Raw genomic sequence first — 26,155 nt, 5'->3', positions numbered from 1 at the left:
GCAGCGAGGGGGCATGCCCCCTCGCTGCAGGGCTACAACCCCTTCAGCTTCTCGCGCTCTGTCGCCAGCTCCTCGGCACTCAACGGCACATACCCCTCGGCGGTATCACGCTGAGCCCTCACCAGCGCTTGACCCTCGTCGCTCAACGCCACTTGCAGGTACGCCTTGATAAACGGCTCCAGCGGCTGCCCCGGCGTGGCATTGACGAACAAGTGCAAGTACGACGACAACGGATAGGCGCCGCTGGCCACCTCGTCATAGGCCGGGCCATGGGCCGCCTGTCCCGGGGCCGTGCTCAACGCCACCAAACGCAAGCCCGGCGCGAGTTTGCCGGTGCTGGCCCAGCCGGTCAGGGCGATGCCATGACTGTCGCCGGCCACTGCCTTGAGCACCTGGGCGACGCTGTCCAATGCCTCGTAGTGGACGCTGAACGGCAAGCCGCCAAAGCGATCCATCCGCTGATTGGTGGCAAATCCGCCATCGTCGCGCAGGCCGTACACATGGATGCGCCGCGCCGCCCAGTCGCCGGTCAGCCCCAACTGGCCCCAGGTGTTGATATCGCCTGCTGCCTGCCCGGCGGTCACCACCTGCGCCAGCTGCTGCAGGCTCAACTGCGCCAAGGGGTTGTCCGGGTGCACATACACGGCCGGTGGCGTCTTGCCGCTGTCCCGCGGGCCCCAGCCGGAATAGCCGATGCGGATGTCCAGCGGCTTGCGCCCGAACACCTGCTCATAGCCGTGCATATCGCCCAGCCAGGCTTCCCGCGACAGCGGCGCGATTGCCGTGGCGCCTGCGGTCAGGGCCGGCAGGCCAACCGAGGAGCCTTCGCCGCGTACGACAAAACGCAATCCCGGGTGCTGCTGGATGAACAGCGCATCGAGCTGCTCGATCAGCGGCTGCATACCGTCATTGCCAATAATGGCGATGGCGCCGTCGCGGGTCACGTAGCTTGCTTTGGCGGGTACGCGAAAGTCTTCAGCGTGCGCCGCACCTGCGCCCAGTGGCGCGGCGATCAGCAGGGGCGCCAGCAAGGCGAAGCGGGCGGCGGCACGTCGGGTCGATTTGATCAATGCAGGGCCCATCATTGCGGTGCTACCTCATCCAGTTTGGCCAATTCGGCACGGGCATCCGCTGCGCTCAACGGGAAGTACCCCTTGGGCTGGGCGGCGATGATCTGCTGGCCTTGACGCGACAGCACAAAACGCAGGTATTCACGGGCCGCCGGGTCGATGGCCGTGCCGGGTTCGCGGCGCAGGTACAGATACAAGTAACGGCCATAAGGGTATCGGCCGTCGCGCACTTGCGCCGGGGTGCCGGTGGTCAGCGCGCCACTGGCGTCAGCGATCGGCAGTTGTTTGATGTGCGCGTTCTCCAGGCCGATGGCGGCCACGGCCAGGCCGGCGGGGTCGGCGGCCAGGCGTTCGAGGATTGCCTCGGTGTTGCCATAGGCCTCATAGCCCGGAGTCAACGGCCGGCCCCGCAGGTGGGCGGCCTGCATGTAGGTACCGAAGCCAGTGAATTCAGGCGTGCCGTATGGATGAATGCGGCGCAGGCGCCATTCGCCCGCGAGGCCCAGTTGGCCCCAGGTCGACAGGTCGCCCTCAGGGTTGCCGACGCTCAAGGCGCGGGTCACCTGCAGCGCGCTGAGCTGCGCCAGCGGGTTGGCACGGTTGACATACACCGCCAGCGACGTGGCCAGGTGCTGGGAGGTGTCGTTGGCCGCATAGGCGATACGGATTTCCAGCGGCGCGGTGCCGACGATCTTGCGGTAGGCGCTGGTTTCCAGCTCATTGATGCCACGGCCCATGGCACCGAACAGCGTTACGCCGTGGGTCAGCAATGGCACGGCACTGGTGGTGCCCTTGGATTCGTTGACGAAACGCCAGCCCGGATGCGCCGTGGCCAGCGCCGTGTTGAAGCGCTCGACGATGTAGTTCACGTGTTCGGCGCCGCCAATGCGGATGGCACCTGTGGCGTCCAGATACGAGGCGCCTGCCGTGGGGCTCAGGCTTTGTGGCTGGTAGTCGCTCAATCCGGCATCGAGCACGGGTGGCCTAGCCGCACTGGCGTGGCCGGCGAGCAGGGCGCCCGTGGCCAAGGCCAGGGCGCGCAGCAGGGTAACGGGCATGCAGGGTCCTTTCAAAGAGGCAGGCATCAGAAGGCCACGGTCACTTTGCCGATGACCTGGCGCGGTTCGCCGATCACGATGGCGGGCGAGCCAAGGCCGCTGCTGCTGACGTAGTAGGTTTCGTCGAAGAGATTCTTGACGTTGAGCTGCAGGGTTACATCCTTGTGCTCGACCTTGAGCTTGTAGGCGACGAAGGCATCGGCGACCTTGGCTTCAGGCAGGTAGTACTCGTGGTTGGCTGCGCCCGTTGCGCCGTCGTTGACCCCCCATTTGCTCATGTAACGCCCGCCGAAGCCGGCGCGCAGGTTGCCGATGCCGACCTGGCCGAAGTCGCGGGTCAGGTACAGCGCGGCGGTGTTTTTTGACACGCCGTCCAGCGGAGTGCCCTTGAGGATCGGGTCTTCGGTCCATTCGGTGTCGGTGTAGGCATAGCTGCCGGTCACGCTCCAGGCGGCGCTGAGCTGGCCGGTGACGTCCAGTTCGACGCCGCGCGAGCGCGCTTCACCGCCGACCCGAGTGCAGGTTTCGGTGCCGCAGGTCGCGCTGGTTTGAACGTTCTTTTTGACGATATTGAATGCCGCCAGCGTAGCGGTGACCTTGTCGTTCTGGAACTTGGTGCCCACCTCGTAGGATGTGCCTTCCTCGGGCGGCAAGTCGCCGATCGGCGTGGCGATCGAGGTGTTAGGCCGGAACGACTTGGTGTAGCTGCCATACACCGACCAGTCCGGGCGGATCAGGTACACCAGGCCCAGGCGCGGTACCAGCTTGCTGCGATCTTGATCGGAACCGACGATGAAGGGCCGGCCCTTGCCGGTGTATTCGGTAAACGAGTCGTAGCGCAGGCCGGCCTGCAGGATCCACTGGTCGTTGAGGTGCAGGTTGTCCTGCAAGAATAGCGCGTGGGTTTTGAGGTTGTCGGTCTGGTCGCTGTTGGCAGCGCTGACGCGACTCGGCACGGGCACCTGACCGTAGACCGGATCGTTGTAATTGAAAGCAGTGTCGTTGATGTTGCGAATCAGGTCGCCCAATGTGCGGTCGTTTTTCATGTAGTCGACGCCCACCAGCACCTCATGACGCATGCCCGCCAATTCCAGATCGCCCAGCGCGTTGACGGTGGCAGTGTGGGCCACCTGCAAGGCGTCGCGGGTCGCATCGCCACGGCGGGTCACTTGGCCCGTGGCGAAGTCGGCGGAAACGTAGCGCGACTGGTGATCGTTGTAATAGTTGCGGCTGTAGCCATACGCGGCGCGCAGGGTCCAGTCGTCGTTGAGGCGATGCTCGGCGTTGAGGTTGAAGGCGTCCGAGCGCCCGGTAGTGATGTTGAAGTGCTCGTCCAGGCGCCGCGAGCGGGGGATGTCGAGGACCTTGCCGGTGGTGGTGTTGATCTGCGTGCCGCGGTCGAACGGCACCGAGTACTCCATGTGCTCGTAGGCGGCGGTAAGGGTGGTGTCTTCACCGAACCAGGACAACGACGGCGCGATCACTTCCTGATCGGTGCTGCCGAAGTTGCGCCAGTAATCGTATTGCTGCTTGTCGTAGATAAAACGATAGGCCAGGCCGGTGTTGCCCAGCGGCCCGGTGCTGTCGATCTGCGCGCCGCCGCCGCCGAAGCTGGTGTCCCAGGCAGAGATGGAATTGGCCTGGGTCAGTTGTGGCTTCTTGGTCACCACGTTGATCACGCCACCCGGGTCCTGCACGCCGTAGAGCATGGACGCCGGGCCCTTGAGCACTTCGACGCGTTCGGTGGTGGGGGTGAAGTTGCGCGCGTTCACCGATTGCATGCCGTCACGCATGATCGAGTTGTCGCGGTTGGTACCAAAGCCGCGTTTGATGATCGCGTCCTGAGTGCCGCCCAGGGTGTTGCCCTGTTTGACGCCGCTGACCGCGTTGATGGCCTCGTCCAGGCTTTGCGGGGCGCGGTCTTCGATCACCCGATGGGTGACGACGTTGACCGACTGCGGCGTTTCGATCAGCGGGGTTTCGGTGCGGGTAGCCACGGTGGAGCTGACAGCCTGGTAGCTGACCTGACTTTTCTCGGTGGCGGTCTGCTCGGTGGTGCTGTCGATATTCACCGCGCCGATCTCGAGCGTGTCCGCAGCCCACACGGGTTGCCCCAGCGCCAGCATCAATACCCCGGCGGCGCACGCAGCGCCCCTGTAGCGAGAGGGCGTGCCCCCGATAATCTCCAACTGTGACGCCATCAGGGCGCCGGGCGCCATCGCAACAGGGTGTTTCATGAGTGGTGATCCGTGTGAAGTGAGTGCGAACAAGATTGCTTTTCATTCACTACACGGAGACCGAGGGTAAACACCTCAGTAAAAAGTTTGAATAATTTTCATTCAGGCTGGATTTTGTGCAAGGTGCACCGGCCTCTTCGCCAGCAAGCTGTGCTCCCACAGAGCTGGACTGTCGGCATGCATCTGTGGCAGCAAGGGTGCGCGTTCGGCGGGGAAGGGGCCAGACGCCTAGCGCCATTCACCGGTCAGAACTCCACACTACTCGACACCACCACCTGCCGTGGATCGCCCACCGATACCATGTACTGGCTCACGCTAGACGGGTAATACTCGCGGTTGAACAGGTTGTTCACGTTCAACTGCAACTGCATTTTGTGCCCCCCTACATGGGTGTCCAGCCGCGCGAAGGCGTCCGTCACCGTATACGCCGGCAGACGAAAGCTGTTGGCGGCGTCACCGGCGCGCTCGCCGACGTAGCGCGGGCCGCCGCCGATATGCACGTCGCCCAGGCCCATCAAACTGCCCATATCCCGGCTCGCGTACAGCGAGCCACTCTGGCGCGGCACGTTCTGCAGCGGCTTTCCCTGCAACTGCGGGTCGCGTGTGACCCAGGCGTCGGTGAACGAGTACGCCGCCATCAGCTCCCAGCGCTCGGAGACGGTGCCACTGGCTTCCAGTTCGATGCCGCGCGAGCGCACAGCGCCCGCGTTGCGGCTGACGGGCTCGTCATTGACGGTTTCGCTGACCAGCACGTTGCGCTTGCGAATGTCGTACAGCGCCAGGCTGGCGGTGAGGCCTTGATCGCGCTCGTATTTGAGGCCGGTTTCCCAGGCCTTGGCTTGTTCCGGGCGGATGGTGGAGTCGATGATCTGCGTGGTCGCTGCATTGAGCGGAGCGATGCTGGAATTAGGCTTGAACGATTCGCTGTAGCTCGCGTACCAGGACCACTGCGGGGCGAAGCGATACACCAGCCCGGCGCTGGGCACCCAGGCGCTGCCGTTGATGTCGGTGTTGGCATGGAACGGCCGACCACGGCCGGCGTACTGGTCGTATACCAGGGCGCGGGCGCCGAGGGTGGCGATCCATTGATCGTTGAGGTGAATACTGTCGCGCAGGTACCAGGCGCTGGTGCGCAGGCGGTCCGACTGATCGCTGTCGCCGGGCGAGACAGTGGTGGGCGCGACTTCACGGCCGTACACCGGGTCCAGATAGCTGAAGGTGCTCAGGGCGCTCTGGCGCAGCAGATCGCCGCGATAGTAGAGCCGGTGCTCGTTGCTCATGCCTAGCAGCAGGTCGTGCGCCTGGCCCCACAGCTGCGTGCTGCCGGACAGCTCGAGCTGGCCTTGCTGGTCGCGGCTGATGGAGTCCAGGGTGCCGTCCATGCGCCGCGTCAGGGTGCCGGTCTGGGTGTTCACGCCGCTGATGCGCACTTGATAGGCATCGTAGGATTCTTCGTTGTAGCCGTAGGCCGCGCGCAGCTGCCAGTTATCGTCCAGGTGATGGGTGTAGCTCAGGCGCAGCAGCTCCGAGCGCCCCGTCATGTCGTTGAAGGGTTCATCCAGGCGCCGGTCATAGGGGATGTCGAGCACATGGCCGGTGGCAGGGTTGATCACCGTGCCGCGGTCGAAGGGGGTGACGAAGGTGCGGTGCTCATAGCCGATCTGCACTTCATCGGCCTCGCCGTACCAGGCCAGGGAGGGTGCCACCAGGGTTTCGCGGTGCTGGCCGTAGTTGCGCCAGTAGGTTTCGTCCTGATGATCGATGATCATCCGGTAGGCCAGGCCGGTGCTCCCGGTCGCGTCGCTGAACAGTGGGCCGGTGCTGTCGAGGGTCACATCGCCGCCATTGCGGCCTTGGGCAAAGCTCGAGGCCTTGCCTTGCAGCTCGTTGCGGGCACGCAGCTGCGGGGTCTTGCTGATCACGTTGATGACCCCGCCAGGGTCCTGAATACCGTAAAGCAGGGCGGTAGGGCCCTTGAGCACCTCGATGCTTTCGGTCGTGGCGTTGAAGTTGCGGCCTTGCACCACGGGCATGCCGTCACGCAGTATCGAGCCGTCGCGGTTGTCACCAAAGCCGCGCTTGATCAGCGTGTCCTGGGTGCTGCCGAGCGTGTTGCCCTGGGTCAGGCCGCTGACGTGGCGCAAGGCGTCGTCCAGGTTGCGCGGCTGCTGGTCGCGCAGTACGTCGTTACTGACGCGGCTGATGGCTTGCGGTTGTTCCAGCCAGGGCTGGCGGGAGTGGCTGATCCGGGTCACGGCATCGGGCTGATAGCCGCGCGGGCGGTCGCTATCGATGTTCAGGGGCTGCAGCTGGATGTTATCGCCCGTGGGCGCCGGTGCGCTGATCGCCAGGGTATGCATGTCGCTGCGCTGGACCGCCAGCGAGGTGCCGGCCAGCAGCCGCGCCAAGGCTTCTTCGGCGCTGAAAGTGCCTTTGAGGGGCGGCGCTTGCAGGCGATAGGGCAGGTCCTCGGCATACACCACGTTCTGACCGGTCAGGCGGCTGACGGCGGCCAAGGCGTCACTCAGGGGTTGCGCGGGGAGGGCGAAACCGTAGCGCGGAGCGCTGTTCTGGCCCAGGTCGGCGGCGAAGCTGGTGGGCGCTGCCGCGATGCCATTGAGCAAGAGTGCCAGCAGGGTATAGGGCAACCGGCAGCGCATCGCGGGCTAGGCTCTTGATCAGGGAAATTAATGCGAATATATCTCATTAACAATTGATGTGCACGCGTCAAGTGGGTGGCGCGCAGGCCTTCCTGTGGATTCAGTTGAGCAATGCATACGCCAGGCGCACCCGAGCTTCATTGGGGTAGTTCTTGTTGGCGAGGATGACGATGCCCTTTTGACGTGCGGGCATGAACGCCACATAAGCACCAAAGCCGCTGGTAGAGCCGGTCTTGTTGATCCAGCTGGCGGCGGGCGCAGGCTGAGGTGGGTTGATCGCGGTAACTGGCAGGCCTTGGGTGATGACTTCGCCAGCATTGCCGGCCACCAATGCTGTCAGCGGCGCCGACGACGGGTATTGCTCCCAGATCAACGCCTGGGTAAACGGCCCGGCCCGATAGTAGCCGCTGTGGGTCATGGCGATGGCGCGCCCCAGTACCGAGTGCGGGTCGATGCGGCCGAGATTGGCGTCGACGAAGCGCAGCATGTCCCGGGCGGAGGTCTTCACGCCGTAGGCCTCAGTGGCAAGCACGCCCGGGTTGACGCGTACTTCACGGTTGTCCCTGGTGTAGCCGAACGCGTAAAAACGCTGCTGGCTGGCGGGCACTTCGATAAAGCTGTGTTGCATGCCCAATGGCTTGAAGATGTTCTGCACCAAGGCATGATCGTAGGGCTGGGCGAGTGTTTGCGCGGCGATCACACCCAGCACGCCGATGCTGATATTGGAGTAGGTGCGGTAACTGCCTGGCGCCTGTTCAGGGTGCCAAGCGCTCAGGTAACTCAATAGTTGTTCATTGCTGCCGATCGAGTCGGGCACCTGCAAGGGCAGGCCGCCGGTCGTGTGGGTTGCAAGGGCCAGTAGCGGTAGCTGGCCAAACGCTGAACCTGCCAGCGACGGGACATACTTGCCGACACTGTCCTGGAGTTGCAGATGGCCTTCGATATGCGCGACCGCTGCCAGGGTGGCGGTGAAGGTTTTGCTGACCGAACCCACTTCGAACAGGGTATCGGCACTGACCGCCGTGGCCGGCGCTCGGGTCGCCTGGCCGACGCTGTAGAAACGATGTTGGCCTTGCTCGGTAATGGCCACCACCATGCCGGGGATGTCGTATTGCTGCATGACCGCCCGAATGCGCTCGCGCACCTGTTGGTCTCGCGGGTCGGACGCGGACGCGGACGCGGACGCGGACGCGGCGCTGGCTCCGGTGGCGAGCACGAGCACGGCCAACGACAGGAGGTTTTTTACAGTGATGGGCATAGCGGCAGCCTTGGCAGTTTTGTATCGGTTTGCACGCGCAGGCGCACGCATCAATGAATCAGCAAGGTACCGCCCGGCAGGCGCTGTTGGGAAAACCCCAGCACGGCCTGGAAGGCGGCGAGGACCACCGTCGGATCCTGACTGCTGAACTCGCCACTGACCGGGCGGGCGCCGAGGCTGCTATCAAGTAGCACGATACGCTGCGGGTAGTAGCGTTGCACCACGGCGAGGGCATCGGCCAGTGGCACGCGGCGAAAGCTCAGGCGGCCATCGCGCCAGGCGAAGGCCTGTCGTGGGTCGACGCTTTGCAGGGCGCCGGCATGGCCGTCGCGGTAGTCGATACGCTCGCCGGCGGTCAGCACCTGAGCAGCGATGCCTGGCAACGGGCTGACCGCGACCCGGCCTTCTTCGACAGTGACTCCAGTGCCATGCGCTTCGCGGCGGACTTCGAAGCGCGTCCCCAGCACTGTCACCTCGCCCGTGTCGGCGTGCACCACAAAGGCCTGGCCGGTATGGCGAACCTTGAAGAACGCCGCCCCACGGCGCAGGTGCACGTTGCGAGCAGAATCGGTCACTGACACGTCCAGCGCGCTGTCGCCGTCGAGGGTCACTTCGCTGCCATCGGCGAGGGTCACGGTGCGCAGCTGCCCAGGCGCGCTGGAGTAGTCGGCCTGCAGGTTGTCAATCCAGCGCTCAGGCTGCCAGGCGAGCATCGAGACGGCCGCGAACAGCAGGCTCGCGGCAATCGCCAGCGCCGCCAGGCGTCGCCGTGGTCGCTGTCGGCCACGGCGCAGGATCGCTTGCAGCGCGGCGTCTTCTTCGCCAGCCAGACGCGCCGCCGGCATCGCGGTCAGCTGCCACAACTGGCGGGCACGAGCGTAGGCCTGCGCATTGCCGGTGTCGGCGTCGAGCCAGCGCTGCAGGTCACCTCGCTCCTGAGGGCTCAAGCGCGCTTCGGCCAGTTGCCGGTTATCCGGCTCGGCCGCCAGGCGGGTGACCCACAGCAGGGCGACGTCTTCGCTCTGCTGGCGCGATGCAGGAGTGATCGGGGTCATGATCGGGCCTTCCGGTGGCTGTTACGGCTGGACGAGTCCATGTCAATGCTGTCTTTGCAGACCTGCAGGGCACGCATCATATGCTTTTCCACGGCGCTGGCGGAGATCCCCAACGCACCGGCGATTTCGCTGTAGGACTGGCCATGGATGCGGTTGAGCAGGAACACGTGGCGAGTACGCTCGGGCAGTGTCCGCAGCGCGGCATCGACCTGATGCAGATCGTGGTCGGCCTGGTGGCCATCTTCCACCGCGCTGGGCGCGCCCACGATCTGCTCGGGCAGCAGCGCCGATTCGGTGCGCAGGCGGCTGCGTTGGCTGCGCAAATGGTCGATGGCCAGATTGCGCGCGCTGCGCATCATGTATTGGCCCAGGTCTTCGACCTGCACATCCTTGCGCCGCCACAGGCGAATGAACAGCTCCTGGACCAGGTCAGCAGCCGTGGCGCGGCAAGCCACCCAACGGCTCAGCTGTTTTTCCATACGCCCCTGTTGCTGCAGAAACGTCTGCAGCATGGCCTCGGAGCCGCCGGCAGACGGCTCGGTGGCTGGAGGTGGGCCGCAGGGCTCGTGAGGAGGGAGCTCGGACATGGGCGTGGAAGGCTGACCAAGGGAAACGCGCATGATAAGCGCTCTTGATCACGATGGGTATGCCTAACGCCCAACCCTGTCCACGGCCCGACCTCATCCCTCGCTACGCGCCAGCGGCGATTGCTCGTCCAGCAGCGCCGCGCGGATGACGTGCAGGTAGCGGATCGAGCGCGGTGACAACTGCGTTTGCTCGAGGGCTTCCTCCACTGCTGTCAGCGCGCGTTGGCGGTTGCTCGCTGAAGGCTCCTCAAAGGCCCGGATCAGCGAACGTCCTGGCTGCTGCCGGCGTACCGTCTGCGCGACCTCAGCCTCTACGCCATCTATCCGTCCCGCCAGTTTCTCGATGCCAGGATCAAGACCTGGGTCGAACACCTGCGCGCCACGTTGCCCGAGGCCCTCGCCAGCGAGGAGCGCGACTTGCAGGCAGATGCTTGAAGCAAGTGACACCGGCGATCGCACCCAGTCGGAGATTGAACCGCCCTCGCAGATAGGCTATATAGCGCTCACTGCAAAACACGTATTTGCCCCCCTTTTTCGAGTGGCTCGATGTCCTTTCTATCTGATGACCATGGTTGCCCCGGCTGGCGCGGTGAAATGGCCGAGCGTATCCGCACGCTCGACTGGTCGACCACGGGCCTCGGGCCGCTGCAGCAGTGGAGCCCGGCGCTGCGTCAGGCCGTGCAGTATTTGCTGGCCTCGCCGATGCCGCTGGTGATGCTGTGGGGCACGGACGGCTACATGATCTATAACGATGCCTATGCCGTGTTCGCCGGTGGGCGTCATCCTTACTTGCTGGGCACCGCCGTCGAGCTGGGCTGGCCCGAGGTGGCGGAGTTCAACCGCTACGTGGTGGACACCTGCCTTGCCGGTGGCACCTTGTCCTATAGCAACAAGGAACTGGTACTGCTGCGCGATGGCCAGCCCGAAACGGTATGGATGGACCTGCATTACAGCCCGTGCCCCGGAGATGATGGCGCACCGGCCGGGGTCCTGGCGGTGGTGATCGAGACCACGAGCCATATCATCTCGGAGCAGCGGCGTGTCGCGGCCGAGAATGCCTTGCGCATCACTAACGAGCGCTTGCAGCTGGCACTCAATTCCGGCGCCTTGCTGGGCACCTTCGTGTGGGATATCCGCATCAATCGGCTCTCTGGCGACGAGCGTTTCTCCCGCACGTTCGGTTTCTCTCACGAGCAGATGCTGGAAGGACGTCCCATCGAAGAGGCCACGCGCATCATCCACCCCGACGACCTCGAATACGTCAACCAGCAGATCGCTCTGGCCGTCGCCAATGGCAGTAACTACAGCGCCGAATACCGCATCCGCCGCCCGAACGGCCACTGGCTATGGGTGCTCGCCAGTGGCCGTTGCGATTTCGATGCGGCCGGCCAACCGCTGCGCTTCCCCGGCGTGCTGATCGATATCCATGAGCGCAAGATCGCCGAAGAGGCGCTGCTGAGCCTGTCGCGCACCCTCGAGCAACGGGTGATCGATGAGGTCCAGGCCCGCGTCGCCATGGAAGAACAACTGCGCCAGTCGCAGAAGCTCGAAGCGATCGGCGCGCTGACCGGCGGCGTTGCGCACGATTTCAACAATTTGCTGCAGGTGGTTGCCAGCAATCTGTACTTGCTGGCACGCCATGAGGGCGACAACCCCCGCGTGCAGGCGCGGGTGACTTCGGCGCTTGGTGCAGTGGACCGCGGGGCCCGGCTTTCGGCGCAGTTGCTGGCATTCGCCCGGCGCCAGCCGTTGTCCCCGGCGGTGTACAACGTGCGCCACATCTATGAAGGCCTGGGCGATCTGCTGCAGCGTGCCTTGGGTGAAACCATCACGGTGGATGTGCAGATGCCTGAGGAACCCTGGAACCTGAGGGTCGACCGCAACCAGCTGGAAAACGCCATCCTCAACCTGGCCATCAACGCCCGCGACGCCATGGACGGCGAAGGCACCTTGCGCATCACCGGTGCCAATCGCCACCTGGACGCCGAGTTCTGCGCCGACAAGGAGTTGGTGCCCGGCGATTACGTATTGCTGGCGCTGGCCGACAGCGGCCGCGGCATGAGCGCCGAGGTGCTGCGCCGGGCGTTCGAGCCGTTCTTTACCACCAAGGCCGTGGGGCAGGGTACGGGGCTGGGGCTGAGCATGGTGTTCGGCTTCGTCAAGCAGAGCGGAGGTTACATGAGTATCACCAGCCAGCCCGGGCTGGGCACCACGGTGCACCTGCTGTTCGCCCGGTGTCACGATGGCGTCGACCAGCCCCTGGGCGTCGAACTCGCCGACGACGACCCGTTGCGCGGGCACGAGACCGTGCTGGTGGTGGAGGATGACCCAGGCGTGCGCCAGACCGCCATCGAATTGCTACGGCTGCTGGGTTATCAGGTCGAGGCGGCGAGCAATGGCGATGAGGCCATGGCGCTTTTGCGCCAAGGGCTGGCGGTCAACCTGATCTTCAGCGATGTGGTGATGCCCGGTCGAATCAAAAGCGCCGATCTGGCCGCCTGGGCACGGCAGCAGCACCCGCCGATCCCGGTGTTGTTCGCCTCGGGCTATACCCGCGAGGTCATTACCCGCAACAACGAGCTGCATGCCGGCACCTATCTATTGAGCAAGCCCTATTCCCCGCAGGACCTGGGCACCATGCTGCGCACGGTATTGACTCAGCAGCCCCTTGCGGTGGGTAGCGTTCAGGCCTGAACCGGCTGGAATTAGCCTTGGCGGCAACGGTGGCAGGCAGTCTATGCTGTAGGCCTTTGAGCGCACCGCTCTGCCCCCGCTGCATAACTGCCCAGGAGTCATGACAATGTCCGATAACAACCCGACCACTCCCGCCCACGGCAAGATCGCGCTGGTGACCGGCGCCGGCAGTGGCATCGGCCGCGCCGTAGCCCTGGAGCTCGCCGCCGATGGCTATCGACTGGCACTGGCCGGGCGTCGCATCGAGCCGCTGGAAGCCCTGGCGCAAGAGCTTCGCGCGCAAGGGCGCGAAGCCCTGGCCATTTCTACCGACGTGCGCGACCAGGCCAGTGTCGACGCCCTGTTCACCACCGTGGAAGAGGTCTATGGCCGCCTCGATGTGATCTTCAACAATGCCGGCATCGGCGCCAAGGCCGTGCCTATCGACGAGCTGCCCGTCGAGGACTGGCTCAACGTCATCAACACCAACGTGACCGGCGTGTACCTGTGCAGCCGTGGCGCCTTCGCACTCATGCGTCGGCAACAGCCTCAGGGCGGGCGGATCATCAACAACGGCTCGATCTCGGCCCACACCCCGCGGCCGTTCAGCGCTCCCTATACCGCCAGCAAGCACGCCGTGCTGGGCCTGACCAAGACCCTGGCGCTGGATGGACGAGCATTCAATATCGCCGCAGGCCAGATCGACATCGGCAATGCCCTGACCGAACTGTCGGCGCGCATGACCAAGGGCGTGCTGCAGGCCAATGGCACTACAGCGGTGGAGCCGATGTGCGACGTGAAGGATGTGGCCGAAGCCGTGCGTTACATGGCATCGCTGCCGCTGTCGGCCAACGTGCTGAATATGACGGTGATGGCCACTAATATGCCTTTTGCCGGCCGCGGCTGACGTCACCAAGATGCCGGAAACTGCGATAAACCCTTCTAGACCGGGGGTTTACCGCCAGTGTGGGAGTTATTGGCGCCAATATAGCGGTGTAACGAAAATCACTCGGAATTAGCGCGCCAAGTTATCGTCACTTATAAAATCCATATAAATCAACAAGTTAAAAATAACGTGAAAATTTCGTTAGCTATATGACGTTATTCCGACGGGTGGCGGCCTTGGGCCATTGTTCGCCCTGATATCCAAGCGCAGAATCCGCCTCAATCGATGGGCAAATCCCCGTTTTGGCAGCCGCCAGGCGCTTCCCCATTGGCTATTTCCGCAGCCTTTCAGACCGTTTGTGGCAGCCATGCCCCGAGCACGGACGACTGTGGGTCACCGCCCGGCAAGCAAGGAGATCTCGGCAATGATGACAGTCTTTTTCGTAGTGATGACACTGTGCAGCGGTACGGAAGGGTGTGTCGATGAGCGCAAGCGCGTGGCGTATGCCTCGGAGGCCGAATGCATGGAGACGGTCAATGCCATGCCGGCGCGGCGCGGCGTCAAATACCGTTGCCACCGGGGCCCGCAGCAACTGGTCAGTGAAGTGATCCGCAATAGCGCGCCGCAGCCGCACCTGGTTACCACCAATGTCCCGGTGACGCCTTGATCGCTGTCAGCGCTTGCCCATCGAGCGGCGCGTGCCGTTAGGGGCGCGGCCCGGCGTCTTGTCGTGGTTGGATTTGCCAGCGCCCGGATAGTTGGCCGGGCCCGGCTTGGTCAATGCGCCTGCGTTGAAAGGAAAGCGGAAGGCCGGAACGGCAGCTTTGCTGTCTTGAGCGGAGGCGGTTTCGGGTGCGACCGCAGCGGCGTCGATGTCAGCCTCGATGCCGGTGTCTGGTGCGGCGGCGACAGTAGGGGGCTTGGCAGGCATAAACGACTCCGAAACGTACACAGTGGTAATTGAGCGCGGCAGTATACCCGGCCGATCACTGCGCCGCTGCGGATTTGCATGCGGCGCCGGACGAACTGCCGACATGACCGACTCAGTTGAGCGGCACAGGAGCCAGGGTACCCAGCAGCGATACCGCCGCCAACGCACCGAAGCCCAGCAGCCATTCCGCCGAAACACTGGCGCGCAGGCGTTCCAGGCTGGCTGTCGCGCTGCAGCGGCGGTTGTAATTGGCCAGGATCAGCATCCCCAGCACCAATACCAGTTTGATGCCCAGCACCCAGGCAAAGCCTGACGCCCCAGGCAAGAAGGTACCGGTCATGGCCCGCACGTTGATGATCCCGGAGGCGATGATGCCTGCCACCAGCCACAGCCCATAGCCACTGAAGCGTGCCAGCAGGGCGCGCAGGTCGTGGTCCTGCGGGCGGTTCTGGACCCATGCGAGCAAGGTCAGCGCCCCCAGCCAGGCACCGGTGCACGCCAGGTGCAGGGCCTGGTTGGCGATCAACAACACGCCAGCGATACCGTTGAACATCGCGCCATGCCCGACCGGTGCCAGGGTCAGCAGCACGAGGCTGGCCAGCACCAGTGGAATGCGCGCCGACCGCCCGCCGGGAATACGCCAGTAGACCAGTTGCACCAGGCACAACACCACGTGCACGGCCCAGACCTTGCCGAAGAAGGTCTCGAACAGCACCTTGCGCAGCGTCTCGGCCTTGACGCCCACCGGCCATGAACCCGCCATGTCGGCGGCCGCCGCGAGCAGCCAGCCGACCGCGCTGAGAAACGCCAGCAGCGCGATGATGCACAAAAACGGGTCCATGCGCCGGCGCAGGTTGGCCAGCAGGGCCGGTGAGCCGACCAGCAATGGCCGAAACACGCTGACCCCGAACAACACCAGCACCGCCGAAAAGTGCACGAACCGCAGCAGGACCAGAACGCTCATGAATTACTGGCCAACCGTGAAGCTGTAGTCGCCGTTGCTCTTGTGGGTGTCCACCGACAGCACCTGCCACTGCACCTTGTATTTGCCGGCCGCCAGCGGTGCGGCGGGGGTCACGATCAGGGTCTTGTTATCGCCGGTGGCGGTGTTCAGTGCCTTGACCGCGACACTTTTGCCATCTGCACCGGTCACGGTGACCTGGCTGAAGCTCGGCTCGACACCTTCGGAAAAACTCAGGCGCAGCTCGGTGGGCGCGGCAACCGTGGCATCGGCGGCCGGCGTCTGGGTTTTCAGGTGGGCGTGGGCAAAGGCCAATGGCGACAGCAGGCAGCCGAGCAGCACAGAGGTACCGGCGAACAGCAGTTTCAGGCGGGAGGCAGGCATGGGCAAATCCTTGGCAGGGGGAAAAGGCTGCCAATAAACCATAACCAACGGGGGGGATAAAGCTTAAATATTGTTCAGGTGCAGGGCAGTGACATCATCCGAGCGCGCCGCTTCGCGGGCCAGCCTCGCTCCCACAGGTGTACGACGCTGGAACGTGGGAGCAGGGCTGGCCCGCGAAGCGGCCCTAAAGGCCGCCAGCAATCAACGAAAATACTTGTCCACGTACTTCTGGATTTCCTGGCGCATGAATTTGCCCGACTCATCCGCGCGCTCTTCCCAGCCGAACACGCACGCCGTGACGATACCGTCGAAGCCGGTCTTGGCCAGCGCGCCGAAAAACACGTCCCAGTCGATCTCGCCCTGATGCATGTCCATGTGCTGGTGCACCGTGACCTTCGCCCCCGGTGGATTGACGATATAGCGCAGCCCCGAGGACGCCTTGTGGTTGTAGGTGTCGGCGATGTGCACATGGGCGATCATCGAGCCCGCCTCGGCGATCATCTTCGCCATGTCGTCGCCGAAGTAATAGGTGTGCGGTGCGCAATACAGGAACTTGACGTTGTCCGAGCCGATGGTCTTGATGATGTCCAGCGCCGGGTTCAAGGTTTCGCACCAGTCTTCAGGGTGCGGTTCGACGTTCAGGGTGACGCCTTCGTGTTCCAGAATCGGCACCAACTCTTCCATCGAGCGCCACCAGGCCGCTTCACTGGATTCGTGGCTGTGCATGCCGCCGCAGCAACTCACGGTATGGCCACGATCGGGCGACGGGCCGCGACCGAATTCCGAGTTCATGGTGGTGCAGCCCATGTCCACGGCGATCTGGATGGCCTGTTTCCAGTGTTCGACGGCGGTGCGTCGTTCGTCTTCATGGGGGCTGGCCCAGCGGTACATCGGCAGGATCGACGCCAACTGCAGGCCATGATCACGCAGGGCCTTGTTGAATTCGCCGATGCGCTCCTTGTGGGCGCGCGGATGCACCCACCAGGGCAGAAAATCATCGCGCGGCGACATCTCCAGGTATTCGAAACCCATTTCGGCCGTTTTCCGGCACAGCTCGGGCAAGCTCAGGTGGCGGTGCATGTAGGGGTCGAGGGCGATCTTCATTGTTGTTCTCCGAAGCTCTTTATTGTTATGAACGCTCGGATTAGATGCTAGGCAGATGCAAGCGCGGCAGCAACAAGGGGGTTGAAGTAAACACGTCAAAAAGCCCTTGTCGCCTCCTGGACCCTGGCGCCCCCGGGCGCGCACGCCCGCTCCCAAAGGTTTACACAGGTAAATCTGGGAGCAGGCGCGCCCGCCCGGCGGCGAAGCGCTTAGTGGGAATGGCGCGGCTCGCCGCCGGTACGGGCGATCACGCGCAGGTGCAGCGTCGCCGGCTCCAGGCAGCCGCCGGTCGACAGCTGGCCCACCAATTGGCGATACAACTCCTGCCAGGGCGTCTGTGAAGCCGGATAGCTGGGCGCCCAGGCGGCGCGGCGCTCGGCCATCTCGGCCTCGTCCACCAGCAGGTTGACGCTGCGGTTGTTGAGGTCGACGCGCAGCCGGTCATTGGTTTTCAGCAGCGCCAGGCCGCCGCCCACGGCCGCTTCGGGGGACATGTTGAGGATCGACGGGCTGGCCGACGTACCGCTCTGGCGACCATCGCCCAGGCACGGCAGCGAGTCGATGCCTTGTTTGATCAAGGCTGCCGGCGGCGCCATGTTGACCACCTCGGCGCTGCCCGGATAGCCCACGGTACCGGCGCCGCGAATCACCAGAATGCAGCGCTCGTCGATGTCCAGCGACGGATCGTTGATGCGCGCGTGATAGTCCTCGGGCCCTTCGAAGACGATGGCGCGGGCTTCGAAGCTGTTCTCCGCGCCCGGCTCCGAAAGATACGTCTTGCGAAACGCTTCGCCGACCACAGACATCTTCATGATCGCGCTATCGAAAAAGTTGCCGCTCAGCACAATGAAGCCGGCGCGGTGCTTGAGCGGATTGTCGTATGGCTGGATCACATCGGCATCGCTGCTGGCGGTAGCGCTGACGATCTGGCCGATGGTCTTGCCGCTGACCGTGGCGCAGTCTTCATGCAGCTGGCCGGCCTTGCGCAGCTCGTGCATCACCGCCGGTACGCCACCGGCGCGGTGAAAACTCTCGCCCAGGTACTTGCCGGCCGGCATGCAGTTGACCAGCAGGGGGACGTCTTCGCCCAGCGCTTGCCAATCCGCCAGACTCAGCTCGACGCCCATGTGCCGGGCGATCGCGATCAGGTGCGGCGGGCAGTTGCTGGAGGCGCCGAGTGCAGACGCCACCTTGATGGCGTTCTCGAACGCCGGGCGGGTCATGATCTGCGACGGCCGGATGTCCTCGCGCACCAGGTCGCAGATGCGCTTGCCGGTGGCATAGGCCATCTGCCCGCGCTCGCGATAGGGCGCCGGGATGCTCGCGCAGCCCGGCAGCGACATGCCCAGGGCTTCGGCCAGAGCGTTCATCGACAGCGCCGTGCCCATGGTGTTGCAGTGGCCCACCGACGGCGAGGCGGCGGTGGTCATTTCCATGAAGCCTTCGTAGTTGATCTCGCCGGCGGCCATCAGGTTGCGGGCGTGCCACAGCACGGTGCCGGAGCCGATCAACTGGCCCTTGTGCCAGCCATCGAGCATCGGCCCGCCGGAGAGCACGATGGCGGGGAGGTCGGTGGTCGCCGCCGCCATCAGGCAGGCGGGGGTGGTCTTGTCGCAACCGGTGGTCAGCACCACGCCATCGAGCGGGTAGCCATGGAGGATTTCCACCAGCCCCAGGTAAGCCAGGTTGCGATCCAGCGCGGCGGTCGGGCGGCGGCTCTGTTCGGCGATCGGGTGGACCGGGAACTCCATGGGGATGCCGCCCGCGTCGCGAATGCCGGCCTTGACGCGCTGGGCCAGTTCGATGTGATGACGATTGCAGGGGGTCAGGTCACTGCCGGTCTGGGCGATGCCGATGATCGGCCGGCCGGATTGCAGCTCGTCGCGGGTCAGGCCGTAGTTCATGTAGCGCTCGACGTAGAGCGCGGTCATGTCGGCGTGTTCGGGGTCGTCGAACCACTGCTGGCTGCGCAGGGGACGGGGGCGGGTATCGCTCATGGCGGTGTGCTCTTGTAGTTATGGGAGTGCAGTCGGGGGCAAGCCCCCTCGCGATCGGTTGCAGGTTGGTCAATGTTACGCGCGGTCAGTGTGAGTCGGGTGACAGCAACCCGCGCCCGGCCAGATTGCGCAGCAGCGCGCCGACGCCGAAGGTCCAGGGCGCGGCGTCGCTGCTATGGGTGACCTGATTGCGCAGGGTGCCCAGCAGCGGCGAGCTGATGCTCACTTGGTCGCCCAGCTTGTGGGTGAAGCCGCCGCCGGCATGGTCGCGGTCCTCGGTGGGCGCGAACAGCGTCCCGAGGAACAGCACGAAGCCGTCCGGATACTGGTGGTTGGCATTAAGCGCCTGGCCGGCGAGATCTTCGGGATCACGGCTGATCTGATCCATGGAGCTGGAGCCCTGCAGCACGTAACCGTCTTCGCCACGCACCTCAAGACCGACTACGCAGCGGCGCACGTCGTCGAGGCTGAAGTGTTCATCGAACAGGCGGATGAACGGGCCGATGGCGCACGAGGCGTTGTTGTCCTTGGCCTTGCTCAGCAGCAGCGCACTGCGGCCCTCGAAGTCGCGCAGATTGACGTCGTTGCCCAGGGTCGCCCCCACGATCTGTCCGCGGCTGTTGACCGCCAGCACCACCTCGGGTTCGGGGTTGTTCCACTCCGATTTGGGATGAATACCGATCTCGCCGCCACTGCCGATCGCCGCCAGCACCGGCGCCTTGGTGAAGATCTCGGCATCGGGGCCGATGCCCACCTCCAGGTACTGCGACCACAGCCCTTGTTCGATCAGCACCGCCTTGAGCCTGGCCGCCTGTTCGGAGCCTGGCTTGATACTGCGCAAGTTTTCGCCGATGGCCTGCTGCACGGTGGCGCGCACGCTCTCGGCCTTGGCTGGATTGCCCTTGGCTTGTTCCTCGATCACGCGCTCGATCATGCTGGCAGCAAAGGTCACCCCGGCCGCCTTGATCACCTGCAGGTCCACCGGAGCGAGCAAGAATGCCTTGCTCGGGTCGGCATGGGGGCCGCTATTGGCGAGCAGCTCCTCGACGCTGCCCAGGCGTTTGCCCGCAATGCCACGCACCGCTTGCAACGGCACCTCGGCCTCGAGCAATTGGCTCAACGTGCTGTAGCGCTCGGACAGATCGAACACCCCATCGGCGCGCAGCACCACTGGCGAAGGCCCTGCGACCTGGCCCGGCACCCAGGCGCGACCGATCAAGGTGCCGGCCAGGCCGTCGGCGGGCAGGGTATTCTGGGCAGTGAGGGTGATCGTCATCGCAGGCCTTCCTTATTGTGTAAAGCCTTCACGCTAGAGGGGGTGACCGATAAACTCCAATGACATATCTTCAGTCATTGATAACGCCGGGTTATTGCCAACCTGCGCCCGTCACCCCCCACAACAAAGGCTTCCCCATGTCGGACCTGTCCTTTTCGAACTTCTGCAACTGGCTCAAATTTCGCCATCTGGTGCTCATCGATACCCTGGGCCGCACCCGCAACATGCATGCCGCTGCCGAGCAGATGAACCTCAGCCAGCCGGCCATCAGCAAAATGCTCAAAGAGATCGAAAGCCTGCTCGGCTTTGCCGTGTTCGAGCGCCTGCCACGCAGCATGCCGCCGACTGCCCTCGGTGAATACGTAGTGCGCTATGCCCATATCGCGCTCAACGACGCCCGCGGTTTCGTCGAACAGATCAGCAGCCTGCGCGAGGGCGGTCATGGTTATCTCAAGGTCGGCGGTATTTTTGCCGCCACCGCGGTGTCGTTGCCCGGTGCCATCGTCACCATCAAAGAGCGCTGGCCATTGCTGTCGATCGAGGTGGTGGAGCAGACCAGCGATCATCTGATGGAGATGCTCGACGCCCGCACCCTGGACCTGGCCGTGGCGCGCTACACCGATGAGCGTCAGCAGCATCGTTACGACTTCACCGCGCTGGGCCCGGAGCCCTTCAGCATCGTCGTCAACAGCCGCCATCCGCTGTGCGAGTCGGGGCCGACGCCCTTGGCGGAGCTGGGCAAGTGGCCGTGGATTCTCTATCCGGTGGGGGTGCCGATCCGGGCGCGCATGGACGCTGCCTTCGCCCGTGCCGGCATCGCCACGCCGAAGAACACCATCGATACGATCTCGATGCAGACCTTTCTGCAGGTGTTGCAGAGCGGGCCGATGATCGCCATGCTGCCCGACTCGATGGTCGGGCCGCATATCGACAGTGGCTTGCTCAAGGTGCTGGAGACGCCGCTACGGCTGGCGCCACAGGATTACGGCATCCTCACCCGCAAGGGCGAGGCGCTGGTGGGGCCAGCGCAGGAGTTTGCGCAGATATTGATCGATAATGCTCAGCGTTGAGAGGCCAGTGAACAGGGTCGAGATCTCCCTCCCGAGCTCAGTCCGGCATCATCGGTGCCATCTCCGACGCGCGCCAGACCACATCGGTAATGCCGTACTTCTCGGCCATGGGCTTGCTGGTCTTTTTCACCTCGCTGCGGCCAAAGCGGCCGATGCGTCCAATGCCAGCGTCGCAGCTCGCCCAATGCCAGGCTTCGGCGTTGTCCATCTTGTCGGCACGCAGGATGAATGACTTGTGCTCGCCATGCAGGTTGTAATCGATGACGTAGAGTTTTGCGTTTGGCATGTCTGGGGCTCCCCGGTGGCGATGATTAAATGATTCGGGGCAAAGCGCAAAATTCAGTCAAAAAATTATCAAAGGCGACGAGCGGCTGCTAAGGCCCTGATTGACCTGAATATCTACGGTCCGTCAAGGGTCTGGCGCGGCCTTTTGCCGGGGCAAATCAGCGCATCGGCACTCAGTAGCCCAGCTGACTGTCGACGGTATTGAGCAATGGCAAGCCGGCCTCCAGACGGTCGATGTTGGCCAGGATCTGCTCGGCGATCACCTCGAACGAAGCACTGGAGGCAATGTGCGGGGTCACGGTGACGCCGGGTGTCTGCCACAGGCTGTGGTCGGGCGCCAAGGGCTCTGTTTCGAATACGTCGAGCAAGGCCGCGCGCAGCTGACCGCTGGCCAAGGCGTGCTGCAAGTCGGCGCTGCGCAGGTGCGCGCCGCGGCCGCAGTTGATCACCACGGCGCCGGGCGCCAGTTGGGCGAACGTCTCGGCGCACAGAATGCCGCGCGTGTGCTCGGTCAGGGGCAACAGGCACACGAGGATATCCAGGCCCTCGAGGAAGGCCGGCAGTTGCGAGCCGGCGAAGGTCTGCACGCCGTCGATCTGCTGCGCGCTACGGGCCCAGCCACGCGTATGGAAGCCCAGGCGGGCCAGCTGCACCGCCGCCGCCTTGCCCAGTTGGCCGAGGCCCATGACGCCGACGCGAGTCTGCTGCGCCGGCTTTTGCGCCAGCCGCTGCCAGTGTTGGCGCTGGTGATTGGCAAGGATCTGGTCGAACTGCCGGTGGTAATGCAGCACGCCCCAGAGCACGTATTCAAGCATGCCCTGGCAGTGCCCCGGATCGACGATCCGGCACACGGCCAAGGTGGCCGGGCGGCTGGGTTCACGGATGATCGGATCGGCCCCGGCTCCCACCGAATGCACCAGCTTGAGCATGGGCAAGGCGCCCAGGCTCCCGGGTGGTGGCGTCCAGCAGATGGCCACTTCGGCGTGCTGGGCTTCGGGATCGCCGGGGCGGCAGAACTGCAACTCGGGCCGGCGCTGCGCCATGATCCGCTGCGCCTGGGTGATGTCGTTGCCCATATCGATCAACACGATCGGGCTCATGCGCAGTAGTCCTGGCGTTGCGGTTCGATCAGGGTCAGCGCGGCCTGCCAGCCGAGTTCGATCAAGCCACTTTCGTCATCGCCCTCATACTGCTGGGCAGTGAACTCGCAGGTTTCGGCATCCGGCAGGATCAACTCACTGTTGCCCGCCAGTGCCTGGATCTGAGCCTGGCAGGCGCGTTCGAGGATGAAGATAGTCTGGAAGGCTGCCGCCGCGCTCGGCCCCGCAGCCAGCAGGCCGTGGTTGCAGAGGATCATGGCGCTGTGCGGGCCGAGGTCGCGCACCAGTTGTTCACGCTCGTCCAGGCGCAGGGCGATGCCTTCGTAGCGGTGATAGCCCAAGCGGTTGTAGAACTTCAACGCGTGCTGACTGATCGGCAGCAAGCCCTTGGCCTGGGCCGACACGGCTATGCCGGCGGCGGTGTGGGTGTGGATCACGCAATGCAGATCCGCGCGCGCGGCGTGGATGGCCGAGTGGATGACGAAGCCCGCGCGGTTGACCCGGTGATTGGGGAAATAGCGATCAACCACGTTGCCGTCGCCATCGATGCGCACCAGATCGCTGGCCTTAATGTGCTCGAACAGCACGCCGTAGCGGTTGATCAGGAAATGCCCGGAGCCGTCCTCCAGGCGCAGGGAAATATGGGTGTCGATCAGGTCGGTCATGCGAAAGTGCGCCAGCAGCCGGTACAGGGCGGCCAGTTCGCAGCGCGCGGTTCGCTCAGGTTCCGGCATGCTGGTCAGCAAAGCGTTGGGCAGGGTGTTCATGGTGGGGGCATTCCTCTTGTGGCTGCTCAGGTATCGAGCAGGTGTGGGCAGTTGAGCGTGGCAGTGCAGTTTGAAGGTCGGTCGGGCGTCCATGCGTGTCTTCGCTCATCGGCAGGCGCGGTCTTCACGTCAGGTTGTGCTTGATCCGCTGGCCTATCAATGGGCCAGGATAGCGTTTGCGGCGCTGTTATTACCGAGGTCGTATTTGGCCAGTGCGGTGGCATAGCTGCCGTCGGCCACGGCGTCCTTGAGTGCCTGGCTGACCGCATCGCGCAGGGCGCTGGACTGTTTGGGGAACGCGGCGACGATCTGCAGGCTGTTGAGCGGCTTGCCGATGGTCACGTAGGTGCCTTGTTCCAGCGCCATGCTGGTGGGCACCGATTCGCTGCTCTGCACGGCGACGTCGACGCGGCCTTGCTTGAGGTCCAGGCGCGCGGTGGCGGTGCCGTCAGTGGCTTGTACCTGCACGGCAGGCAGGCCTGCGGGCAGGCAGTTGGCATCGCTCCATTTGCGCATGGCCGCGTCGAAGCCATTGCGCCGGTTGGCGCCGACCTTGAGGCCGCAGATATCCAGCGCGCTGGCGATCGGTGCGTGGCTGGCGAGCGCGTAGGGTTGCATGCCCGAGGTCAGGTAGGGCAGATAGTCGAGCCGGTCGGCCGCTTCCGGGGCGTCCAGCAGGCTAAAGGCCATGTCGACGCGGCCGGTGACCAGCGAGTTGATGGCCGATTCATAAGACACCTCCTGCCATTCGACGGCCACGCCCAGGCGCTTGCTCAGGTAGTGGGCGAGCTCGACGTCGACGCCCACCAGCTCGTTGGTGTCCGGCTTCTTCCAGGCCATAGGCGGGAAGCCGGCGAACAGCGCGATCTTGATTTTTTTTGCGGCCAGGATGTTGGCGGGCAGGACGATAGCGGCCTCACGGGTGTCGGCGGCATTGGCCATGCCAGTGCACGAAAGCAGGGCGACGGCCAGGGCGACATTGCCAATGGCCGCGGTACTCAGGTGACGAAACGTGCGCTTGAACATCGGTCACTCCAGTCACGAAAGGGGGAGCCACAGGCATTGCCCGTGGCTCGTGTCCGGCGGTCTGCACGGTGCTATTGATTCACCAGCCAGCGATTCACCAGCAAGTCAATCACCATGCAAAAGCCTTTCCGGATTACAGGATGTTGAACGGGTACTCGGTGATGATGCGGATCTCGTCGATCTGCCCACCGCGATCGGAACTGCGATAGGCCGCCTGGCGCACTCGGAACGACAGGTTCTTGACCGGGCCGCTCTGCACCACGTAACGCGCTTCGATGTCACGCTCCCAGGCCTTGCCGTCGAGGTCGGCACCGGTGCCGCTCTTGAAGTCGTAGCCCTTGATGTAGCGGGTCATAAAGGTCAGGCCTGGCACGCCGTAGCCGACCATGTTGAGGTCGTAGCGGGCCTGCCAGGACTTTTCGTTCTCGTAGTCGAAGTCCGAATACTGGACCGAGTTGGCAAAGTAGAAGTTGGCGTTGCCGTCCGGGCCATAGATGTAGTCACCGGTGCCCGATACCCGTTGGTGGGCGAGGGTGAAGGTGTGGGAGCCAATGCTGTAGGCGGCTGCCAGGCTCCAGATGCGGTTGTCCAGGTCGCCGCTGCGGGCCTGGCCAATGCTCTTGGTGTCGTAGCCGTTGAAGTCGAATTTCAGCGCTTGGGATTGGCTCAGAGGCAGCACGTAGTTGGCGTTGACGTAGTACTTGCGAAAGTAATCGTCGGTCTTGGCGTAATAGAGGCTGCCCGACAGCGCCTCGGTGATCTTGTACTGGCCGCCCACATAGTCGACCGAAGTCATGCGGCCGCTGTCGTAGGACGATTGGTTGCGGTTGGTCAGCGCGGTGAAATGGCCAGCGTCCAGGCGCAGGTTCTTGATGTCCTTGCTGGCGGCCGAGAAACCGTCGACGGTCTCGGGCAGCAGGCGGCTGTCGGAGGTGCTCAGCACGGGGATCGAGAGGATCTGCGTGCCGTATTTGAGCACGGTGTTGGAGACGCGCATCTTGAACACGCCGCCGGCCTTGGCGTACTGGTCCTTGGGGCCACTGCTGTCGGTTTCCAGCAGGTTGGTGCCGCCACCGTAGCGTCCGCCGCCGGTGTCCAGCTTGATCGCATATTGCCCCAGCACGTCGACGCCGAAGCCCACGGCGCCTTGGGTGAAGCCCGATTCCAGCACGCCGACGAAGCCCTGCGCCCATTCTTCACCGTAGTTCTGTGCAGCGCCCTTGGCGTGGTTGTCGCGCTGCATGTACATGTTGCGGGTCTTGATGGTCAGATGGGTGCCTTCGATAAAACCCGTCGCATCCGACTGATCACTGGCCCAGGTTGCGGGGCTGGTGCAGGCGGTAGCGAGCAGGGCGGCGAAACTGATTTTGCTGACACTCATTGGAACGGCTCCTTTAACACGATCGTCACCGCAGCAAGGCGCGCGGTGCAGTTGGGTGGGCAGTCTTTGGCGGACAGGGGGGCGGCTGGCCGTTCAATGGACGGCCATGCCTTTAGGCGGGAAAGCGGCGTGCAGGCGGGCGGTGGCGACCGTATATTGCGTCACTGAAAACACGGTGGACGGCTTTTACCGACGCGTTGAATCGCTCTTGTGGAGGGGCGCTATCTGGCGTTGAATCTATTGTTATAAGCGCCAGTGCACAGGTGCAAGAAAGCATTTCTTATAGTGAATATTGGTTTGCCAAATAAACAGCGTCAGCGCTGGATATTGATTTTTATCCTGAGGTTATTAGATTGGGAGTAGGGTGCTTCATTCTGGGGCGCCAATCT

General features: G+C 64.0%; 22 protein-coding genes and 1 pseudogene. 5 read left to right on the top strand and 18 right to left on the bottom strand.

All coding sequences use genetic code 11. The features are described from left to right. Window positions 1-32 precede the first annotated feature (32 nt). The 7 genes from LIX93_RS13480 to LIX93_RS13450 form a co-directional block, all read right to left on the bottom strand. Window positions 33-1,085 (bottom strand): substrate-binding domain-containing protein, encoded by a 1,053-nt coding sequence (locus tag LIX93_RS13480; protein WP_226504552.1) that lies wholly within the window; start codon window positions 1,083-1,085, stop codon window positions 33-35. Continuing rightward, entirely contained in the window at window positions 1,082-2,128 is a 1,047-nt protein-coding gene (locus LIX93_RS13475; RefSeq protein WP_226504551.1) for a substrate-binding domain-containing protein, read from the bottom strand. Before LIX93_RS13475 ends, LIX93_RS13480 begins: the two co-directional genes overlap by 4 nt. Window positions 2,129-2,154: 26 nt before the next feature. Next, entirely contained in the window at window positions 2,155-4,254 is a 2,100-nt protein-coding gene (locus LIX93_RS13470) for a TonB-dependent siderophore receptor (RefSeq protein WP_346015222.1), read from the bottom strand. 356 nt (window positions 4,255-4,610) lie between these two features. Continuing rightward, window positions 4,611-7,025, bottom strand: coding sequence for a TonB-dependent receptor (locus LIX93_RS13465; protein ID WP_226504549.1), 2,415 nt, complete (start codon window positions 7,023-7,025; stop codon window positions 4,611-4,613). A gap of 100 nt (window positions 7,026-7,125) precedes the next feature. Continuing rightward, window positions 7,126-8,283, bottom strand: coding sequence for a class C beta-lactamase (gene ampC / locus LIX93_RS13460; protein ID WP_226504548.1), 1,158 nt, complete (start codon window positions 8,281-8,283; stop codon window positions 7,126-7,128). A gap of 50 nt (window positions 8,284-8,333) precedes the next feature. After that, a complete protein-coding gene (locus tag LIX93_RS13455; protein ID WP_226504547.1) occupies window positions 8,334-9,338 on the bottom strand; it encodes a FecR domain-containing protein in 1,005 nt (334 codons plus the stop codon). Further along, window positions 9,335-9,850, bottom strand: a complete 516-nt coding sequence (locus LIX93_RS13450) for a sigma-70 family RNA polymerase sigma factor (protein ID WP_226504897.1) — start codon at window positions 9,848-9,850, stop codon at window positions 9,335-9,337. The genes LIX93_RS13455 and LIX93_RS13450 overlap by 4 nt, the downstream gene beginning before the upstream one ends. A 351-nt stretch (window positions 9,851-10,201) precedes the next feature. On the opposite strand from LIX93_RS13450, the pseudogene LIX93_RS13445 reads away from it, so the two are divergent. The 4 genes and pseudogenes from LIX93_RS13445 to LIX93_RS13430 form a co-directional block, all read left to right on the top strand. Further along, window positions 10,202-10,360: pseudogene (locus tag LIX93_RS13445) on the top strand (LysR family transcriptional regulator); the annotation flags it as partial. 111 nt (window positions 10,361-10,471) lie between these two features. Beyond that, the gene (locus LIX93_RS13440; RefSeq protein ID WP_226504546.1) at window positions 10,472-12,619 is read left to right on the top strand and encodes a PAS domain-containing protein; all 2,148 of its coding nucleotides are present in this window, start codon (window positions 10,472-10,474) and stop codon (window positions 12,617-12,619) included. Window positions 12,620-12,725: 106 nt separating this feature from the next. After that, complete coding sequence (locus tag LIX93_RS13435; protein ID WP_226504545.1) at window positions 12,726-13,505, top strand: SDR family oxidoreductase; 780 nt, start codon at window positions 12,726-12,728, stop codon at window positions 13,503-13,505. Window positions 13,506-13,908: 403 nt separating this feature from the next. After that, entirely contained in the window at window positions 13,909-14,151 is a 243-nt protein-coding gene (locus LIX93_RS13430) for a hypothetical protein (RefSeq protein ID WP_226504544.1), read from the top strand. Window positions 14,152-14,157: 6 nt separating this feature from the next. Here the strand turns inward: LIX93_RS13430 and LIX93_RS13425 are convergent, their stop codons facing one another. The 6 genes from LIX93_RS13425 to LIX93_RS13400 form a co-directional block, all read right to left on the bottom strand. After that, entirely contained in the window at window positions 14,158-14,415 is a 258-nt protein-coding gene (locus LIX93_RS13425) for a hypothetical protein (protein WP_226504543.1), read from the bottom strand. 112 nt (window positions 14,416-14,527) lie between these two features. After that, the gene (copD, locus tag LIX93_RS13420; RefSeq protein ID WP_226504542.1) at window positions 14,528-15,379 is read right to left on the bottom strand and encodes a copper homeostasis membrane protein CopD; all 852 of its coding nucleotides are present in this window, start codon (window positions 15,377-15,379) and stop codon (window positions 14,528-14,530) included. A gap of 3 nt (window positions 15,380-15,382) precedes the next feature. Beyond that, a complete protein-coding gene (copC, locus tag LIX93_RS13415; RefSeq protein ID WP_226504541.1) occupies window positions 15,383-15,760 on the bottom strand; it encodes a copper homeostasis periplasmic binding protein CopC in 378 nt (125 codons plus the stop codon). A 201-nt stretch (window positions 15,761-15,961) separates the two neighbouring features. Continuing rightward, window positions 15,962-16,864, bottom strand: coding sequence for a sugar phosphate isomerase/epimerase (locus LIX93_RS13410; RefSeq protein ID WP_226504540.1), 903 nt, complete (start codon window positions 16,862-16,864; stop codon window positions 15,962-15,964). A gap of 209 nt (window positions 16,865-17,073) precedes the next feature. Beyond that, complete coding sequence (locus tag LIX93_RS13405) at window positions 17,074-18,861, bottom strand: IlvD/Edd family dehydratase (RefSeq protein ID WP_226504539.1); 1,788 nt, start codon at window positions 18,859-18,861, stop codon at window positions 17,074-17,076. An 85-nt stretch (window positions 18,862-18,946) separates the two neighbouring features. Next, entirely contained in the window at window positions 18,947-20,137 is a 1,191-nt protein-coding gene (locus LIX93_RS13400; protein WP_226504538.1) for a fumarylacetoacetate hydrolase family protein, read from the bottom strand. Window positions 20,138-20,274: 137 nt separating this feature from the next. Between LIX93_RS13400 and LIX93_RS13395 the strand changes: the two genes are divergently transcribed. Beyond that, entirely contained in the window at window positions 20,275-21,207 is a 933-nt protein-coding gene (locus LIX93_RS13395; RefSeq protein WP_226504537.1) for a LysR family transcriptional regulator, read from the top strand. Between the two features lie 37 nt (window positions 21,208-21,244). Here LIX93_RS13395 and LIX93_RS13390 read toward each other — a convergent pair whose 3' ends face one another. The 5 genes from LIX93_RS13390 to LIX93_RS13370 form a co-directional block, all read right to left on the bottom strand. Further along, window positions 21,245-21,493 (bottom strand): DUF6555 family protein, encoded by a 249-nt coding sequence (locus LIX93_RS13390; RefSeq protein WP_226504536.1) that lies wholly within the window; start codon window positions 21,491-21,493, stop codon window positions 21,245-21,247. A 172-nt stretch (window positions 21,494-21,665) separates the two neighbouring features. Next, window positions 21,666-22,592 (bottom strand): glyoxylate/hydroxypyruvate reductase A, encoded by a 927-nt coding sequence (locus tag LIX93_RS13385; RefSeq protein WP_226504535.1) that lies wholly within the window; start codon window positions 22,590-22,592, stop codon window positions 21,666-21,668. After that, window positions 22,589-23,359 (bottom strand): class II aldolase/adducin family protein, encoded by a 771-nt coding sequence (locus LIX93_RS13380; protein ID WP_226504534.1) that lies wholly within the window; start codon window positions 23,357-23,359, stop codon window positions 22,589-22,591. The genes LIX93_RS13385 and LIX93_RS13380 overlap by 4 nt, the downstream gene beginning before the upstream one ends. A 156-nt stretch (window positions 23,360-23,515) precedes the next feature. Beyond that, on the bottom strand, window positions 23,516-24,385 hold the full coding sequence (locus LIX93_RS13375; RefSeq protein ID WP_226504533.1) for a transporter substrate-binding domain-containing protein: 870 nt from the start codon (window positions 24,383-24,385) through the stop codon (window positions 23,516-23,518). Between the two features lie 133 nt (window positions 24,386-24,518). Continuing rightward, complete coding sequence (locus LIX93_RS13370; RefSeq protein WP_226504532.1) at window positions 24,519-25,766, bottom strand: OprD family porin; 1,248 nt, start codon at window positions 25,764-25,766, stop codon at window positions 24,519-24,521. Window positions 25,767-26,155 lie beyond the last annotated feature (389 nt).

The sequence above is a fragment of the Pseudomonas sp. MWU16-30317 genome, assembly GCF_020515695.1.
In the GTDB taxonomy this organism is placed as follows: Bacteria; Pseudomonadota; Gammaproteobacteria; order Pseudomonadales; family Pseudomonadaceae; genus Aquipseudomonas.
This window is presented reverse-complemented; position numbering and strand designations above follow the sequence as displayed.